The 18,254-nt window shown below is 65.3% G+C and carries 4 protein-coding genes; 2 read left to right on the top strand and 2 right to left on the bottom strand.

The features are described from left to right. Window positions 1-188: 188 nt before the first annotated feature. Both QI450_RS03315 and QI450_RS03320 read left to right on the top strand, forming a co-directional pair. On the top strand, window positions 189-2,921 hold the full coding sequence (locus QI450_RS03315) for a LuxR family transcriptional regulator (protein WP_226773583.1): 2,733 nt from the start codon (window positions 189-191) through the stop codon (window positions 2,919-2,921). Window positions 2,922-2,985: 64 nt separating this feature from the next. After that, complete coding sequence (locus tag QI450_RS03320; protein WP_282468099.1) at window positions 2,986-5,640, top strand: AAA family ATPase; 2,655 nt, start codon at window positions 2,986-2,988, stop codon at window positions 5,638-5,640. 92 nt (window positions 5,641-5,732) lie between these two features. Here the strand turns inward: QI450_RS03320 and QI450_RS03325 are convergent, their stop codons facing one another. Next, on the bottom strand, window positions 5,733-16,268 hold the full coding sequence (locus QI450_RS03325; RefSeq protein ID WP_282468100.1) for a malectin domain-containing carbohydrate-binding protein: 10,536 nt from the start codon (window positions 16,266-16,268) through the stop codon (window positions 5,733-5,735). Window positions 16,269-16,619: 351 nt separating this feature from the next. After that, the gene (locus QI450_RS03330; RefSeq protein WP_226776249.1) at window positions 16,620-18,149 is read right to left on the bottom strand and encodes a polysaccharide biosynthesis tyrosine autokinase; all 1,530 of its coding nucleotides are present in this window, start codon (window positions 18,147-18,149) and stop codon (window positions 16,620-16,622) included. Window positions 18,150-18,254: the final 105 nt, after the last annotated feature.

Here is an 18,254-nt window from a genome sequence, read left to right on the forward strand (position 1 = left end):
CAACCGGTTAGGCCCGTCGGGACTACTTACCCGGCGTCGCCGCTTCGCCGGTCCTATCTGAGTACACCTACGTAGATGGAACCAATCTCCGCCCCTGGATTCGAGTAGTTCTTACGCATGTTGAAGTAGTCCAGCCTCCATAGGTTTGATTTATCACTGGTCACACTTTGATTGCGAAGGTCTCTCACATGTTTCAGCACAGCGGTAGCTTGCCCGCGGGCAGCGGCACTACAGTCCCAGTTCCTTCCAGCCAACACTCACATCCGGGGTGGCACGACAGGCCATATGCCCGTCGGGACCTCGTCGCGAACATTCTCGCCGGGCTGCAATCCGGTTCAGGCTGCGGCGTTGTCCTGGTGGGGGAGCACGGCGCGGGCAAGTCCTTCCTGGCCCAGCGCGCGGTCGAACAGCTCGGGGACGGCCATCTTGTGGTCCAGGTACGGGGCAGCTCCATCTCCTCGAAGCTTCCCTACGGTGCCCTGAGTGTGCTCTTGAATGACCTCGATGCCTCGCACCTCGAGCATCCGCTGATGGTCCTCCGCGGGCTGACACAGCTGCTCCACAGCAAAGCCAAGGGACGCCGGGTTGTTCTGTTTGTCGACAACGCCCACGACCTCGACGAGCTCTCGACGATGATGGTTGCCCAGTTAAGCGCCGGCGGCCATGTGTCCTTGCTGGCAGCATGTGTGGACCTGCCCAATGTCGGCGGCGACATCATGGGGCTGTGGAAGGATGACATGCTGCGCCGGGTGGACCTTGGCCCGTTCGATTTCACCGAAACCGCCACCACCCTGCAGCACGAATACGGCGGGCACTTCTCGCACGCTGCCGCCCGGGCGTTGTGGAACGCCAGCGGCGGCAACGCACTGTTCCTGCACTCTTTGACCCGGGAGCAGATCAAGCTGGGAACCATTGTCCGTCAGGACGGCACCTGGATCCTGGGCGATCGGCCGGTTTCCCTGACCGGAGAAATCCGGGACGTCGTCAGGGCCCGGCTCAACCGTCTGAGCAGCGGCCAGCGCGATGTCTTCGAGCTGCTGTCCCTCGCCGGTTCCGTGCCGCTGCAGACCCTAATGAATGTTGCCAATTCCCAGGACATGGACGCACTCCAGGAGCGTGGCATGATCCGGGTCAGCCACGACCATCCGCCGACTGTCAGTATTGCCAACCCGGTAGTGGCGAGCATTGTGGCCAGCGTCGTGCCGCCAGGGCGCAGCGCCGAACTCCGGCGGCGCCTCGGCGCGGGGATGGAGGAATCGGAACGGGCAGACGCTGCGGGCTCGAAGGAAGTTGCGTGGGCGCTGGATTGCGGCGAGGAAGTACGGCCCGGACGTGCACTCTCGGCAGCGAAGATGGCAAACGATGAGTCTGATCCCACCGCTGCGCTGAGGTTCATTCAGGAGATTGACGGACAGGAATCCATGGTCGGGGCCGCGATCGAATCTGCTCGTGCTCACCTCAACGTCAATAACGAGGATTCGGCCCGGCGGGTTTTGCAGGTCCTGGGCCACACGCTCGAAAAGGATGCTGAGTTCGCTGATTGGGCTGCCATTGAGTTTCTTCGCGCAGAACTGGACAAGCGCCAGCCCGCGACAGCCGCCCAGGCAGGCGCCAGGCTGTTGGAAATCGGACGACGGCTTGAGGCGCAGCCACTGGAGGCGAACGTGGCGGATCTCCGCGAAAAGCTGCGGAGCGCCAGCGCGGAATTGGCCGTTTTTGAGGGCCGCTACCAGGATGTCCTGACGATGTTTGCCGACGTGGACACCTGCGATTTAGGCAGCGAAAGGAAGATTGTGGCCGCCAGCCTGGTCTGCGAGGCGATGGCTGCCACCGGCGATGTCCTGGCAGCGACAGCACTGGGCCGGGAGGTGATGGCCGCCGCCGTCCGCAGCGGAATTTCGGACACATCGATCCGGCAGATCCGCTGCCGCTTCCTGCTGCTGCTGCTGCTCTGCGGAAAATTTGGCGAGGCCAGCGCGTGCCTGACTGCGGCCGCGGCGACCGCCGAGCCGCAGGCCCGGCTGGGCGGCATTTTCGAGATCGGGCAAGGGATTGTGGATCTGCATCGAGGGCTGCTGAGCGAGGCCTTGCCCAAGCTCCAGGCCGGCCTCCTGCAGCTTAAGGTCCAGGATCACGAATCCCTCTGGGCACTTGCCACGTCCGCGGGCGCCTATGCAGCCTGCCTGCAGGGGGAGGAAGACAAGGCCGAGGCCATGTTGTCAGCGCTCGGTAAGAAGGACGCCAAGGGGGCCTGGATCGCCGAGCGGATGACCAGGTACTACGAGCTGTCCGCCCGTGCCGAGCTCGGACAACGGACGGCCGCCATTCGGTTCCTGACGGCAGAAGCCGACATCGATGAGGCCGCGGGCGCTCTGAGCACCGGCCTGCTGTTCTTGTCTGCGGCGGCCCGTTTGGGGGACCGGCAGGTGGGCCAGAAACTGGCCGGCCTTGCAACCCAGGTCAATGGACGGTTCGCAGCACTGTGCCTCCGGCTGGCAGAGGGATTAAAGAAGTCCGACAGCGAGCAGCTGCTTGGGGCTGCCAAGGATGCCGAAGAGCTGGGCCACACCATCTTTGCAAGGGATGCGGCGCGCAAGGCGGTTAGTTGCGCCCACGATGCCGGCAACCGGATTTCACTGAGGATTGCCCAGCGTATGCAACAGTCCGTGGAAGACCGGATCGGCGGTCCGAAGAATGGGCTGCATTCCTTGACGACGTCAACGCTTACGGCCAGGGAGATCGAGGTCGCCGTCCGGGCAGCCAGCGGAACCTCCAACCGGAAGATCGCCGAACAGATCCACGTTTCGGTCCGGACCGTGGAGGGCCATCTGTACCAGGTGTACGCGAAACTGCATGTTGCAAGCCGGGCCGAGCTCAAAGAAGTGATGTCCGGCCCGGTGGACAATGTCCGTCTCGGCTGACCGCCGCGGGCGCTGTTAGTTCCGGCTGCGCTAACAGCCGGACCCGCACACCGGGGATGAGGCAGTGACCCAGCAGTTCGGAGGAAAGGTGGGGAATGTGGAAAGCCTGAACCAACCCGCCATGCTCGTTGCCCGTGCCAGGCTCGTTAAGGCGGTTGCGGGCTCCCTCAACGACGCAGGCACATCCGGGGCTTTGATCGTCGGAGGCGCCGGCACCGGCAAAACCGCCGTGACCACGGCTGTTCTGCACGAACTTCGAGACCACCCGCCCTATATCCGTCTGGCCGCGACACCGGCGCTCGCGGCGGTCCCCTTCGGGGTGCTGGCGCCGCATCTGGCCGAGTTGCCGGCACGGGACCTCGACTCCTACCCCGCCGTTCTCCAAGCCATGACCAGCAGACTCAGGTCCAGGTCCGGGCGGCCGCTCTTTGTGGTCGACGATGCCCAGAGCCTGGACCGGGGGACCTTGCACCTGGTGGCGCAGGCAGTGGCCACCGGCGCAGCAGGCCTCCTCGCCACCAGCGGACCCGGAACATTGATCCCCAAAGAGTTCCTGGCACTCTGGGACGACGGAATCGTCGCGAAATACGAGCTTGCAGCGCTGAACCGGTCGGAAGTCCACCAGCTATGCGAACAAGTCCTGCGCTGCGACGTTTCACCGTGGGTCAGTGCGAGCTTTTCCTATCTCGCCGCGGGGAACCCGTTTATGGTGCTGTCCTTGATTGAACACTGCCGGCGGACCGGGGCGCTCGCGCTGCGGCACGGGGTATGGCTGCTGGTCGCTGAGCCGGTGCTTGCCGGATTCCCGGAAGCAGACCTCGTGCACCATCAACTCCAGAGGCTTTCCTCGGAGGCCAATCTTGCCGCCGCCCTGGTGGCATTGGCCGGGCCGTTGAGCGTCGGCCAGCTCCTGAGATTCAGCAATCCCAAGGCCGTCGACGCCCTGGAACGGGCCGGCATCATCGAGGTCTCCCGTTCGGGAGACCGGCGGGTTCGGCCCGCAAGTCCGCTGATCGGTGAAATTGTGCGTCGACAGATTCCGGCCGGACGCAGCGCTCGCCTGCGGGGGAGCCTACTGGCCCTTCCCGGCGGCGGGCAGCTTCGCCCGGAAGCGTTCCGGAACCAGGTCCGCTGGGCAATGGATTGCGGTGCCCGCGTCCCCGCAGCCGATCTTCTCCGGGCAGCCCGCCTGGCCAATGTTGCTCTCGACCCGAACGCCGCGCTGCGAACAGCTGCTGCCGTCGGCGACGAGTCTTTTTTGCCGCAGGCCCGTCTTCAGGCGGCTTACGCTCAATTCACCTCGGGCCGGCCCCGGATCGCCAGTGGCCTGCTCCAGCAGGCCACTGGTTTGCACGGACCCGATGAGCCCTACCTCTCGGCCCTGCTGGCTGCCCGGCTCAAGGCGGTCGCAGCAGAGCGTGGCAGCGGACACGCACCGCCGCTAAACCTCGGCCCGGCGCTGCTGCCGGAGCCTGCGCAGCCTGCCCGCGATGGGGTCGGGGACATCAACGTCTTCGACCCGAGCGGTTCCTTAACCGAAGTCGAGGGCAGACTCCGCGTTGTGATCGAAGGGACAGGGGCACCGGCAACGATCCGCATTCCGGCTTCTTCGTTGCTCGCCCTGATCTGGAGCGCCCAGGGGCGTGTTCTCGCGGGACGCGCCCTGGACCAGCAAGCCTGGCAAGACGCGAAGTGCCACGAGCTGGGTCTGCCGTTGATCGACGAGGACCTGCTGATGCGGCACTGCCTGGTTCTCACCTTGGCGGGGGAATGGGATCCCGCCGCAGCCGCCATCGACGACTACGCCAGGGCGTACCCCCCGCGGCTGATACGAAGCGGCGGCATGCTCCAGGCGATGCGTGGATTCTCGATGATCCGACAAGGCCGGATGCCTGAGGCCCTGGCAGCTATGTCACTCGCCGCAGAAGAACTCAAGGTAGCGGATCCCTGGCAGTTGCGCTGCTTCGTCTACTCGGTCGCGTCATATGCGGCTGCCGCGGCAGGGGACCGGGACGCCGGCCACGAACATTTGGCGGCGTTCCGACGGCTTCCCGGCGGCGAACCACTGGTCCTGCGACTCCTCGTCGAAGCGTATTCCACGGTCGCCGCCGGCACTCTTGCCAGACGGGATAGCCAAAGTACCCTGACGGCCCTGGCGGAGCTGGCCCGCGGCCAGGGCCTGCGCGGGATCGAAACGGAAATACGGAGGCTGGCGCTGGTCCCGGGCGATATCCCAGGCGCTGCCGCCCTCGCCATATGCAGCAGCGCAGTTGACGGGCCGGAGTCTGCTCTGGTGCATGATTTTGCGCGCGCGGTTGCAGGGTCCGATGCGACCGGCTTGATGAGGACCGGCGATGCCGCCTTGGCCGCAGGCTACCTGCGTCTGGCGCTCGAATCCGCGCAGCAGGCCGAATGGTGCCTGACGCAGGAAGCGGACCATCGCCGCCTGCCTGCTGTCCGGGCACAGGTCCAGCAACGGTTGGCGGCTCTGGGGATGTCCCCGCAGCTGGGGTTCGTCGATCCCGAGCCTGCCCCGGCCCTGACGGCCCGCGAATCCGAGATCCGTGGCCTGGTCTCCGGCGGCGCCAGCAATGCCGAGATTGCTGCGTTGCTTCGGGTCTCGGAGCGCAGCATCGAACGGCATCTGTACAGGATCTTCGCCCGGCTCGGCGTCAGCCGGCCTCTCGATCTTCCGGGCCCGGGCTCCGTTCCGCGATAAACCGGCTTGGCGCGAACGACAGCGCAGCAGGTGCCGCCAAGGGCGGCACCTGCTGCGCTGTCGTGCAGACCCGGCGCTACTACTGCCGGGTTTCAGGCGGGGATGATTTCGATGGCGGAGATTTTTGGTTCGTCGGTGGTGGCGGTGAAGTCGAGGTTGAGGGTGCCGTCGGTGATGTTCAGTTGTTGGGTGATGGTGTGGGCTGTCATCGGGGCGACGGTGGCGTTGAGGTCGAGGTTGGTGATTTCGGGGGTGCCGCCTTCGAGGTTGACGTTGAAGACGCGTTGTCCGGGTCCGCCGGGTCCGCCGCCGGTGGCTCCGTGCCAGATTTCGGCGAAGTGGAGTTTGACGGTGTAGTTGCCGGGTTGGACGGGGATGGCGTAGCTGAAGCCGCCGGCGCCGCTGTGTTCGCTGAGGAAGAGCGGGTCATCGGTGGTTGCGGCGATGGCGGTCACTTGGGGGTTGGTGTAGGACTTTCCGCCGGTGAAGTAGGTGTCGGCGAGCCAGTTCACGCCCCCGGTGGTGAGGGCTGGTCCGCCGGCGTTGATGCGGATGGGTTGTTGGGTGGCGGGGGTTGTGGTGGTGGCCGTTGCGGTGGCCGAGGGGGCCGAGGCGTTGGCGGAGGTGTCGATGGCGATGATGCGGTAGAGCAGGGTTGTGTTGGCCGGGGGTGTGGTGTCGGTGTAGGTGGTCCCGGTGGTGGGGGTGGTTCCGGTCAGGCGGTTCCAGGGGCCGGCTGCGGTGGTGGCGCGTTCGACGTGGTATCCGGCGAGGTCCGGTTCGGTCCCGGCGGTCCAGGCCAGGTTCACGGTGTTGGTCCCGGCGGTTGCGCTCAGCCCGGCTGGGGCCGCCGGGGCCGTGGTGTCCGGAGCACCGGCGGGGATGATTTCGATGGCGGAGATTTTTGGTTCGTCGGTGGTGGCGGTGAAGTCGAGGTTGAGGGTGCCGTCGGTGATGTTCAGTTGTTGGGTGATGGTGTGGGCTGTCATCGGGGCGACGGTGGCGTTGAGGTCGAGGTTGGTGATTTCGGGGGTGCCGCCTTCGAGGTTGACGTTGAAGACGCGTTGTCCGGGTCCGCCGGGTCCGCCGCCGGTGGCTCCGTGCCAGATTTCGGCGAAGTGGAGTTTGACGGTGTAGTTGCCGGGTTGGACGGGGATGGCGTAGCTGAAGCCGCCGGCGCCGCTGTGTTCGCTGAGGAAGAGCGGGTCATCGGTGGTTGCGGCGATGGCGGTCACTTGGGGGTTGGTGTAGGACTTTCCGCCGGTGAAGTAGGTGTCGGCGAGCCAGTTCACGCCCCCGGTGGTGAGGGCTGGTCCGCCGGCGTTGATGCGGATGGGTTGTTGGGTGGCGGGGGTTGTGGTGGTGGCCGTTGCGGTGGCCGAGGGGGCCGAGGCGTTGGCGGAGGTGTCGATGGCGATGATGCGGTAGAGCAGGGTTGTGTTGGCCGGGGGTGTGGTGTCGGTGTAGGTGGTCCCGGTGGTGGGGGTGGTTCCGGTCAGGCGGTTCCAGGGGCCGGCTGCGGTGGTGGCGCGTTCGACGTGGTATCCGGCGAGGTCCGGTTCGGTCCCGGCGGTCCAGGCCAGGTTCACGGTGTTGGTCCCGGCGGTTGCGCTCAGCCCGGCTGGGGCCGCCGGGGCCGTGGTGTCCGGAGCACCGGCGGGGATGATTTCGATGGCGGAGATTTTTGGTTCGTCGGTGGTGGCGGTGAAGTCGAGGTTGAGGGTGCCGTCGGTGATGTTCAGTTGTTGGGTGATGGTGTGGGCTGTCATCGGGGCGACGGTGGCGTTGAGGTCGAGGTTGGTGATTTCGGGGGTGCCGCCTTCGAGGTTGACGTTGAAGACGCGTTGTCCGGGTCCGCCGGGTCCGCCGCCGGTGGCTCCGTGCCAGATTTCGGCGAAGTGGAGTTTGACGGTGTAGTTGCCGGGTTGGACGGGGATGGCGTAGCTGAAGCCGCCGGCGCCGCTGTGTTCGCTGAGGAAGAGCGGGTCATCGGTGGTTGCGGCGATGGCGGTCACTTGGGGGTTGGTGTAGGACTTTCCGCCGGTGAAGTAGGTGTCGGCGAGCCAGTTCACGCCCCCGGTGGTGAGGGCTGGTCCGCCGGCGTTGATGCGGATGGGTTGTTGGGTGGCGGGGGTTGTGGTGGTGGCCGTTGCGGTGGCCGAGGGGGCCGAGGCGTTGGCGGAGGTGTCGATGGCGATGATGCGGTAGAGCAGGGTTGTGTTGGCCGGGGGTGTGGTGTCGGTGTAGGTGGTCCCGGTGGTGGGGGTGGTTCCGGTCAGGCGGTTCCAGGGGCCGGCTGCGGTGGTGGCGCGTTCGACGTGGTATCCGGCGAGGTCCGGTTCGGTCCCGGCGGTCCAGGCCAGGTTCACGGTGTTGGTCCCGGCGGTTGCGCTCAGCCCGGCGGGGGCCGCCGGGGCCGTGGTGTCCGGAGCACCGGCGGGGATGATGTTAGTGATGAGATAAACGTTGTCTTGGTAGTCGCAGTTGGCTGAACCCGCGGTGCAGTCGTTCGCCGAGTACATGTAGTCCTGGGCTACAACGTAGGATCCGGGGACCAGCTGGCCTGCCCTGTCCCTGACCGGCCAGGTCTTGACGGCAAGGTAATTGCTGTTATTGGTCGACTGGCCCGCGATTTTGAGGGGGAACGCGCCCGCCGGATTCGCATCGAACTCGAGCGGACCGGTCACCCCGAGGTTGAGCGGCAGGATGGTTTGGGCGTACAGCCCGCTGGCGTCAGCGGCTGTGCCGTCAATGTCGATCCTCTCGCCGGAACTGCAGCAGCCATGGAAGGACGCCAATTGACGGACGGTCACGGCTTTGGTGCTGTCCGCGCGCTTCCAGAACGGGGAACGGACTTCGTCTCCGTTCAGTGCAGAGTTAGGAATCTGGGCGCCCGGCGCGAGGGTCCCGTAGGCGGTGGTGATCCCAAAGGCCTGGCTGATCTGGGATAGCGTCAGTTCGTTCGTTCCTTCGGGTGCAGTCATAAAGATGCCGCGCAGCTGGACGGTCTTGACGGCGGACACGGTGTCGCTGGAGCTGATCTCCAGCTGGGCGACACGGACTCCCTTGCTTCCGGCGGTTTCCGTGAACTGCGCCGTCAACGGCGCTGAGCCGCCGGGACCGATGACCAGGGGCAATACCGGGGGTGCGGCGAGGACGAATCCGCTGGCCCCGGTTCCGGTGATCGCCACTTTGGTGATGACCAGATCCTTGTCACCGGTGTTGCTCAGGGCTACCGTGGCGGAGTCCGTCACCTTATGCTGGACGACTCCGCTGTTGAGCCGGTGCATCACGAGCCAGTCGTCGTAGAAGCCGGGGACGGGCTGTCCGGCCCGGCGGGTTGCCTGCGTATTGCTGAGTGTCAGCGTCCCGCCGACATTTTGGACCACGAAGGACGCGCTGCGGGTTGAGGTCCGGCCGGCATCGTCGACGGCGGTAACCACCAGGGTGTGGGTACCGTTGCCGATGCTAAACGGAGCGCTGTAGCCGGCGGCTGGTGCGCCGTCGACTGCGTAGCTCAGTGTGGTGATCTGGGAACCGGCGGAAGCTTGTCCACCCAGGGAAACAGTCGCCTGGCCCCCGGCGTAGTCACCGGCAAGGGTTTGCCCGTTGACCGTCACCGAGATCACCGGGTTCAGCAGGTTGGCGCCCTTGATGGTGACCCAGTTGATCTTGGTGTTGGTTCCGGCCGGGGAAAGGGTGAGCATACCGTCGGTGACGTTTACGGTGGTGGTGCCCGTTTTGAAGGGAGCCGTGCCGCTGGGGGTGAACGGTGCAACGAGTGCGGTGCCTTCGACATTCAAGGCATGTGTGGAGTCAAGATAGCCCGCGTCGCCGACGGAGGCACTGACTTCGTAACTGCCGTTGGGAACCGCGCGCTGCCACACGCCATCGGTGCCGCCCTTGCTGGCCGTCTGCATCTGAATCAGTGACTGCAGCAGCGGATCCGAGGGAAAGGTGATCCCTGCAGCCGCGGTCGTGCGGTTTCTTGCTTCCAGCGTGCGGTCCGTCGGGGTGCCGTTGACCAGCCAGCCGAAGCCGCGGGCGTCGTACATCCCACCGGTGTCGGCGGTCCACCCGCTGGGGGTGATGGCTCCCGGCAAGGTGAAGTTGTACGCGGCCGTGGGAACTGTGGCCGGCTGGGTGTCCAGGCCCGGACCCTTGATCGACACCCAGTTGATCTTGGAGTTAGTGCCGCTGGAGGACAAGGTCAACTTGCCGTCTGCGACGGTAATCTGCCGTGATCCGGTCTGGAAAGGCGATGTTCCGGTGGGAACGAAAGTGGCGATCAGCGGCTGCCCTTCGGCAGCAATCCCGTGCGTCGAGTCAAGGTAGCCGGCGTCGCCGGCCGAGACTGCCACCGTGTAGGTGCCATTTGGGAGCTCGTACTCCCATATCCCGGTTGTCACGTTGCTTGCGGGGCCCATCGTGTTCAGCGACTGCAGCAGCGGATCCGACGGGTATGCGATTCCGGGTGTGGCCGCAGTCCGGTACCGGGTGGCGGCGCTCCGGTCAGTGGGCGTTGTGCCGACCAGCCAGCCGAACTTTCGCTGGGCCTGGAAGGCTGCTCCGGTATCAGCGGTCCAGCCGGCCGGCGTCGGAGCACCGGCAGTCTGGAAATTCACCTTGACCTGGGCGCCGACCGTCGGATCGCCACCGGGATCGGTAGGGGCCGGAACGACATCGATGTAATCAATCTTGGTGTTGGTACCGCCGAGGGCGTCAACGGTCAGAAAACCGTCGGTCACAGTCACCCGGGTCACAGCGGTGTTGTGCCGGGTGTCGCTGCCTGCGGCACCGGACGGGGCGAAGCGGTCGATGACCTTTTTGCCTTCCAGATTGATGGAATGCAACTCCGGCGCCGTCTGCGGTGCAGCATCTCCGACAGCCACCGTCACGTCGTAGTCGCCGTTGGGGACCGCCGCCTCCCAGAAGGCGTAGGTGGACAGGCCGTTGAAGGCTGCCAGGTCCGCCGACTGCATATGCATCAAGGTGTTCAGGCGCAGGTCCGGCTGGGTGGTGCTGCGAAGCCGGCCGTTCCCGGGACCCGCAGTCCCGGCCGTGGAAAGGTCGATCGGGGAACCTGTCGCCTGGCTCTTCCAGCCGTAGCTGAGGCCCGTGCCTTGGTCGGTGCGGGTCCGGGGGCCAAACGGCTCACCGAAGTCGCGGAGGTACCCGGTGGGCAGACCGGCCGCCAGATTGGAGAAGTTGACCTTGAAGGCTCCGCTACCGACCGGAGCGGCGGTGGCGGGACGCAGACCAGTGACCAGGAAAACGTAGTCCTGGAAGTCGCCGTTGCTGGCGTCCTCGAAAGCCACAATGTAGCTGTTGGCGATGGCCACTCCGGCGCGGTCTTTCGCCGGGTACACCCGGGCGCGGTGGGCCACGCCGCCGGTGTTGAGCCGGTCCTCCGTGTAGCCGGTCCGCAGGAATGCGTTGGAGTAGTAGTACAGCCCGAAGCTCTGGTTTCCCGGATCGAAAGTCTTCACCGTTCCGGGCGAGGACGGCGGAAGCAGTGACTGATAGCCGGCGGTATCGATCGAGCCGAGCTTGTGCAGCTCTGCGGGCCGTCCATCCCCGGTGTACCAACCGAACGGGAGGTCTTCCTTGGGGGCGTACTGGGCCAGGGGCGTCATTGAGACGGCTCCGGTGCCGGACTTGACGAACAGCGGCTCCAGCAGCTCGTCACCCTTGGCAATGGCCTGGGTGCCGCCTTCGAGGTTGCTCCAGCCTACGTTGATTTTGTACCCGAGGGTCCCGACGACGTCCTGGAGGGTTGGTTCGTTCAGCCCCTCAATGCCGTTCATCGTCAGGCCATAGAGTCCGACGTCGAGTGCGTTGCCACCGGCTGTGATGCGAAGGACCGCTGAGCGCTGTCCGACGGTGGTACCTGGTTTGAAGGTCGCCTGGATGGTGACGGTGGCGCCTGGAGCCAGCGTGGTCCCGTTCCCGCCTGTGGTGGTGAACTCGCCCGGGTTGGCCCCGGCGATGCTGGTGCCCAAGGCCGCGGGAGCGGACCCGGTGTTGGTGATGGTGACGGACTTCGTGGCTCCCGTGGTGCTCTTGACCGCCGAGAAGACCATCTCGGGCGCCGAAGAGGTGAGCGGCGCGGCTTGCTGGCCGGCCGGTACCCGAAGCAGGAACATGGCCTGGTTACTGCCGCTGCGGTCGTACTGGTTGACGTACAGGTTGCCGGTTTTGGGATCTTCCACGACTTCCAGGGGGTCGTTGAAGCCGTCGACGTTGCCGATTGCGGAGTTGGGAACCCCGGTGATTCCCAGTGAGGTCTGTTCGCCGAGGACCTTGCCGGTGGCGGGGTCCACCTGCATAAACAAGAGGTCATTGTTGTTGGAGAACCGGGTCACAATAAGCCGGCCTTTGAGCTGGCCGCCGAAGGAGCTGCTCTTGTACTCGATGGACCCGTTGGGCGACTTGTTGAAGCCGAGGTCATAGGCGAAACCCCGGTAGTTTGGGTCGGCTTTGGTGCCGGAGGGGTATTTAGTGCCGCCCTGGCCGGGGGACACCGGCGGATTCGCCGGGTCGTTGCCTTCGTTCAGGACCCACTCACAGCGTTCCGGGTTGGGATGGCCATAGTAGCCTCCCTGCACGACGTCGAAGAGGAAGTCGCGCTGGGTGGGCTGGTTGCCGATCGCGGGAACCGAGCCGCCGGTGTATCCCCGGCGCAGGCACTGGGAGGTTACGTCCAGACCGTTGACGGAGCTGAATCCGGGAATCCCGGCCGCCGCCACCCTGGTGTACGTGCCGTTGGAGTTCTTGATGACACCGGGGGAGTTTGCGCCGCCGGCGGTTCCGTTCGTGGGCACGTACAAGTGGCCGTTGGAGTGCCACACCAGGTCGTAGGCGTTGCGTATGCCGGTGGCATAGATCTTCAGTGGCGCACCTGCCGCGTAGGGGTTGTAGGTTCCCCCTCCGGAGGTCTGCACGCTGATCGGCGTCGCGGTGGAGATGGCCTGCTGCACGGCCGGGTCGGCCGGGTCGAAGACCAGAGTGGCCGCTGTGAGCAGTTTCTCGCCTCGCTGGCCCCAGGAGTTGTCCAGGTCGCCGGCGCCTTGGTTGGATCCCTGCATAAAGTACAGCCGCCCGTCCGGGCCATACGCCATCGAGTTGGTGAGGTGGTCAGCCTGGGAACGGGGGAGACCCGTGAAGACCTTGGACTCGGTCTGCAGCGAGGCCCCGGAGAGCATGCTGACGCCCGAAATCCATTCACCTTGTTCGTTGAAGGTGTTGGCACTGGTTGACGTGATCCACAGCTTCGGGCTGGCTGCCGTTCCGGTTTTGTCGAAGACCAGGCCGATGATGGCACGGCCCGCGTAACCCAGGCTCTCCATGTTGGAGAGGGATCCGTCGGCTGCAACCGTGAACCGGAAGAGGCCCTGTCCGATGGTGGACGCATACATTTTGCCGTCCGGGCCGAACGCCATCGATGACCAGTATTTCCCTGCCGCCACCGGCTGTTCGACCTTGTCAAAGGACACCCCGGTCAGGGGTGAGTAGTTCGCCCCGGTACTCGTTCCACCGGAACCGGTGGTGAAGACAGAAGTGAAAGGGACGAATGCGGCACCGTAGTTGTCCTTGACGTTGCCGGTCACGACGAAGCGGTAGCTTGTGTTGGCCTTTAATGGGCTGCTTGCCTGGGTGGAAATCACATCATTGCCACCGGAGGTTCCGGTCGATGACGGCACCTCGACGCCGGTGGATGTTTCGTAGAGGTGCACGTTGCCGGGCAGTGTTGTGGCATCCACACCCACGCCGGCGTAGGGGACGCGGATGGTTGCCGATACGCCGTCGGTGGGATCCTGCCCGGTTGAGCGGTTGTCCGGGCGCATCGTGTCAACATGGGGCGCCCGCTCGATGCCGACGATATCGATGTAGGCGATCTTCGTGTTGGTTCCGCCCGCGGCGGTCACGGTGAGGGCGCCGTCCCAAACACCGACGACGACGGTCGTGGTCTGGTACTCCTGACCGGCTGTGCCTTGGAACTTCTCAATGCCGACGCCCGCCTCGACGTTGAGGGCATGAACGGAGTTGTACCCTGCCGCGAACGCCATGTCCCCGGCCGCGATCGTCACCCGGTAAAGTCCGTCCGGTACCGAGGCTTCCCAGACGCCTTCGGTTTTGACACCGTTAGTGCCTGGGTCGTCGCCGTACTGCATGTGCAGGATGGAATCGAGCCGGTCGTCGATGCCTACCCGGCCCCTGTCACGGCCATTGCCGACCAGGCTCAAGGGATTTCCGTCCGGGGTCTTCCAGCCGTAGGTCAAGCCCGTGCCCTGGTTGGGTCCGGTGCGCGGACCGAAGGATTCGCCCCAGTCAGCGGCGTAGCCGGGTGCCGGAAGGCCTGATGTGGTGGTGAAGTCGACCTTGATATTGGTCGTGTTGGGTACCACCGGAACGGCGTGGGCCTCATTGGAGGGGCCGGATTCGTTCGCCGACAGGTCCACGGCAGTGACCACGTAGAAATACGTGGTCCCGTTAGTGGCGGTGGTGTCCGTGTAGCCCGTGCCCGTGACGAGCGCCGAGCCGGACAGGAGGGAGCCGGTATCGCCAACGACCGGCTGCAGCGAACGGTAGACACGGTAACCGGCAAGGTCCGCGGCGGCGGAAGCGGTCCAGCTCAGCGTTACTTTTGTGTCGCCGGAAACCGCTGAAAGCGCCGCCGGCGCCGGTGGCGGAGTAACGTCCAGGGCCTGGATCGTGGCACGGGCCGACGATGTCCGCTGTCCGGCTGCTTCGTTCGAACCCGCGGAGACATTCCCGGCGCCGTCAACGGCGGTCACCGCGTAATAGTAGGTCGTCCCCGAAACGGCGGAGACGTCGCTGAAGGAAGTGCCTGCAAGGGTTTCCGTCCCGGTCAGCGGCAGTCCCTTCAGGTCGACGCCGCTGCTGGTGGCCCGGAAGACCCGGTAGCCCGTGACGTCGCGGGAGCGGCTGGCTGTCCAGGCCAGATCGACGCCAGCGGACCCACCGGTGGCGACGAGCTCCGTTGGCGCAATGGGAGCCTCGCTGTCCACCCCGTCCTTGGAGTAGCCCACAGAGATCAGAGCGTCACCGTAGGCCTGGAAGTACTCCACGGTCACCAGGTGCGGACCGTCGGCCAGGACAACATCGGTGGTTTTGACTGCAGAGGCGGACTGCTGAACCCACTGGTCAACGATCGTCCGGCCGTCAACTATCAGTCGAAGTCCGTCGTCGGCCCGGGTGGTGAAGCTGTAGGTCCCGGCACCGGAGGTGATCGTCTTGGCCCAGCGGGCCGAGTATTGCTCGGGACCAACGCCGGCAGGTCCGGAGCCGGCGGTGAAATTGAAGCCAATGTCGGCATCACAATCCGCGCGAACCGGGGACCCGGACAACGAGGTACCGATGAAATACTGCACCTGCCATTCGCCTGCGAGGCACGAGCTGTTGTTCACGGCGGTGGCGGCGGCCGGTTCTGGCACAGGGGTGGAGCTGATCGTCGGCGTCGGCGTCGGCACCGGCGAGGCGGTGGTGGTCGGCGTTGCGGTCGGCGTCGGCGTGGCGGTGGTGGTGGGCGTTGCGGTCGGCGTCGGCGTGGCGGTGGTGGTCGGCGTTGCGGTCGGCGTCGGCGTGGCGGTGGTGGTCGGCGTTGCGGTCGGCGTCGGCGTGGCGGTGGTGGTCGGCGTTGCGGCCGCTGCGGGCAGTTCAGCCGAGGCGAAGTCCTGGAACACTGCCGTCATGGGGGTGGACGCGGGCAACGCGCCCCGGCTGGCCAGGATCCCGGCGAAAGTTGCGACGTCCGTCAGGGGCGACGGCTTGAGGGCGGAACCGTCGATGAAATTTGCCGGCAGGTCCAGCCGTCCCACCGGAACGGGTGCGTCAGCGCCGATCTGATAGGCGGCGATCAGGGAGTTCTCGGCAGGGTTCACGTCCAGGGTCAGCTGAACCGGACGGTTCCCGATGAGGTTCTGGCTGGTGCCGACTGATACCAGATCCGCGGACGTCGGCGCAGCCGTGGTGGCGGGCTCGGACACGCCGTTCCGTTCGCGCTTGAGCTCGATTCGGCGCTCGCCGGCTGTTCCTCCGCCGCCCAACATCAGGGTCGCGAGGTTATCGTCGTTCGGACCGAACCATAGGCCGAGCTGGGCGCCACCGGCAAGATCCGCGGGACTGATCACAGTGGTGGATAGCCGAAGTGTCCTCGTGGTCAGTTTGAGTCCTACGCCCAGCGCGTTGTCCTGGTCGTTCGCGGCTCCTGACACCGTTCCCGGTGTGGCGACGACGTTGAGGGCGCCGTTCGCGGTGGCGAGGTTTTCACGGGCGAAGTAGGGTGTGCTGCCTGTGGCAGCCGAGGGAAGCACGGACGTAAAACCGGTCCCGGCGCCGTCGGGGGTCTGCAGGCCGCCTGATATCCCCGCGAAGTCCAGGGATACGGTGTTGCCGGCCGCAGCGACCCCGTTTGGGGGCAGCGGAGAGTAAGGCGAGCTGTCCCACTGTGCGGGATCGGCGGGGTACACAGCCGTCGGGGCTGCACTCGCGGTAGTCGCTGAAAGCGTCGCCGCGAGGACTGCGGTGGTGGCGATAACTGCGGTTCCTCGGTGGAGCCACCCACGGGTCCGCGGGTCCACGGCATTGACGGCTTTTCTAGACACAGGCTGTCCTTCCCCACAAAACATTCGTTGGCCGGCCGGCGCGAGGCGCGGCGGGCCATCCTAGTAATCGAGACCTCTGCAGAGCGGCTTTAGGAAGGCTGGCAGTGTGTTTTCCGGCGTCATTGACGTCACTGCAGCCGATTCGTGGCCCACTTCACTTCAACAATCTCTCAGGCCTGCGGACGGCTGAACATACCCGCTGGAAAAGACACGTAAGGAGCTTTTTGAAGCAAGTAGCATCACGAAGCTACCTAGGTAATACACGGTCCCCTGCAGTAAAAGGGCGCACGAAAAAGGGCCAACCGGCTAGTGCCGGTCAGCCCCTTTCAGGGGGTCGGACAGGGCGCCGTCTCAGGATGTACGGCCCGCCCTGGCTCCGCGCCGCTGGCCATCAACCAGGACTGGAATAGTGTCCTGCGGCGGTGTGCCGGGTGCGGGCACGTTTACCGGCCTTGGCGCACGGGCCGCCGCGGCGGCTTCCTTGCTGCGCCGGCGTTCCTTTCGAGCGGCGGCCCTGAGCGTGCGGGGTGTTGGCCCATAGGTTCCGTAGCCGTAACGGTGGGCATCCGGCCCCTTCGACGGCATCCGGTTCAGCACTACCCCCAGCACGCCCGCATTGACCATCTGCAGGGAAGAAATTGCCTTTTTCACGTCGGCTATACGCGCTTTCCGGGCGCCGACCACAAGGAGCACACCACCCACTTCCTGCGACAGAACTGCGGCGTCGGTCACCGGGAGCAGGGGGGGAGCGTCGATAATCACAACGTCGAACCGTGCCTCCAGTTCCTGGAGGATCTCCTTCATGGCGTCCGAGCCGAGCAACTCGCTCGGGTTCGGCGGGATCTGGCCGGATGTGAGCACATGCAGCCCGTGTTCACCGTAGGGCTGCAGGAGATCATCGAGCCGGGCTTTGCCGATCAATGCGGTTGTCAGGCCAGCTGCGTGCTCCATACCGAGATAGCCGGCCAGCCGTGGACGGCGGAGGTCGGCGTCGACGACGACCACGGACTGGCCGCTCTGAGCCATGGTCATGCCCAAGTTGAGGCTGGTGCTGGTTTTGCCTTCCCCGGGCACCGATGAGGTCACGAGCACCGTCTTGGACTTATTGCTGACGTGGGTAAATTGCAGGTTGGTCCGCAATTGCCGGAATGACTCGGCCCGCGGTGAACTTCCCGCGGTTGCGGCGATGAGGGGCTTTTTGCTGGCCGTATTGTCGAAAGGAACTCCGCCAAGGACCGGCAGGTCGCTGATGCGGCGGACATCGGCTTCGCCGCGGATCTTCGTGTCCAATATCGTTCGGAGGACGGCGAGTCCGATCCCGAGGGCCAACCCGACAATAAAGCCGATGGCGAGATTCAGGCGTGTGTTCGGTGAAGCCGGCTCGGACGGAATATCGGCTGGTGTCACCACCGTAAGCTTCAACGGCGATTTTCCGTTGTCAGCAGCCGTCTCGAGGGTATCAACGGCTTCAATCAGGCTTTGTCCTACCCCACGGGCAATTGCCGTGGCGCGTTCCGGGGATTCATCGCTGGCCGTGATGGTCAGGACAACAGTGTTCAGCTCTGCCGTGATGGCCACCTTGGAACCGAGCTCGGCGGCGCTCATGGGAAGGGCCAGGCTGTCGACCACCGGCTGCAGGACAAGCGGCGTCGCGGCGGTGATGGCGTACGACTGCACGCGCTGTTGGCTGAAGTTGTTTCCCTGCTGCAGTTCTGAAACGGACCCGGAATTCTGAATCGCCACGAACAGCTTGGTGGTGGACTTGTACACCGGTGCCATCGCCGCGGAGGCGGCACCTGCAGACAGCAAGCCTAAGGAAATGCACACCAGGATGAGTATCCAGTTGCGGCGCAAATGCCGACCGTAATCGCCTAATTCCAATTTTCCCCCTCAAGTCGATGATTTTTCGAGACCAGTTGTGTCTCCGCGAAGACCTTCGGCCGCCGCCCTGAGGGGCGGTCGCGAGTGCGGCACCTGCATGTTCAG

It is taken from the genome of Arthrobacter sp. EM1, assembly GCF_029964055.1.
In the GTDB taxonomy this organism is placed as follows: Bacteria; Actinomycetota; Actinomycetes; order Actinomycetales; family Micrococcaceae; genus Arthrobacter.

Bases quoted from the DNA above. Each gene is read 5' to 3' on its own strand.
- QI450_RS03315 (WP_226773583.1), top strand. From the start codon at position 189: ATGTTTCAGCACAGCGGTAGCTTGCCCGCGGGCAGCGGCACTACAGTC.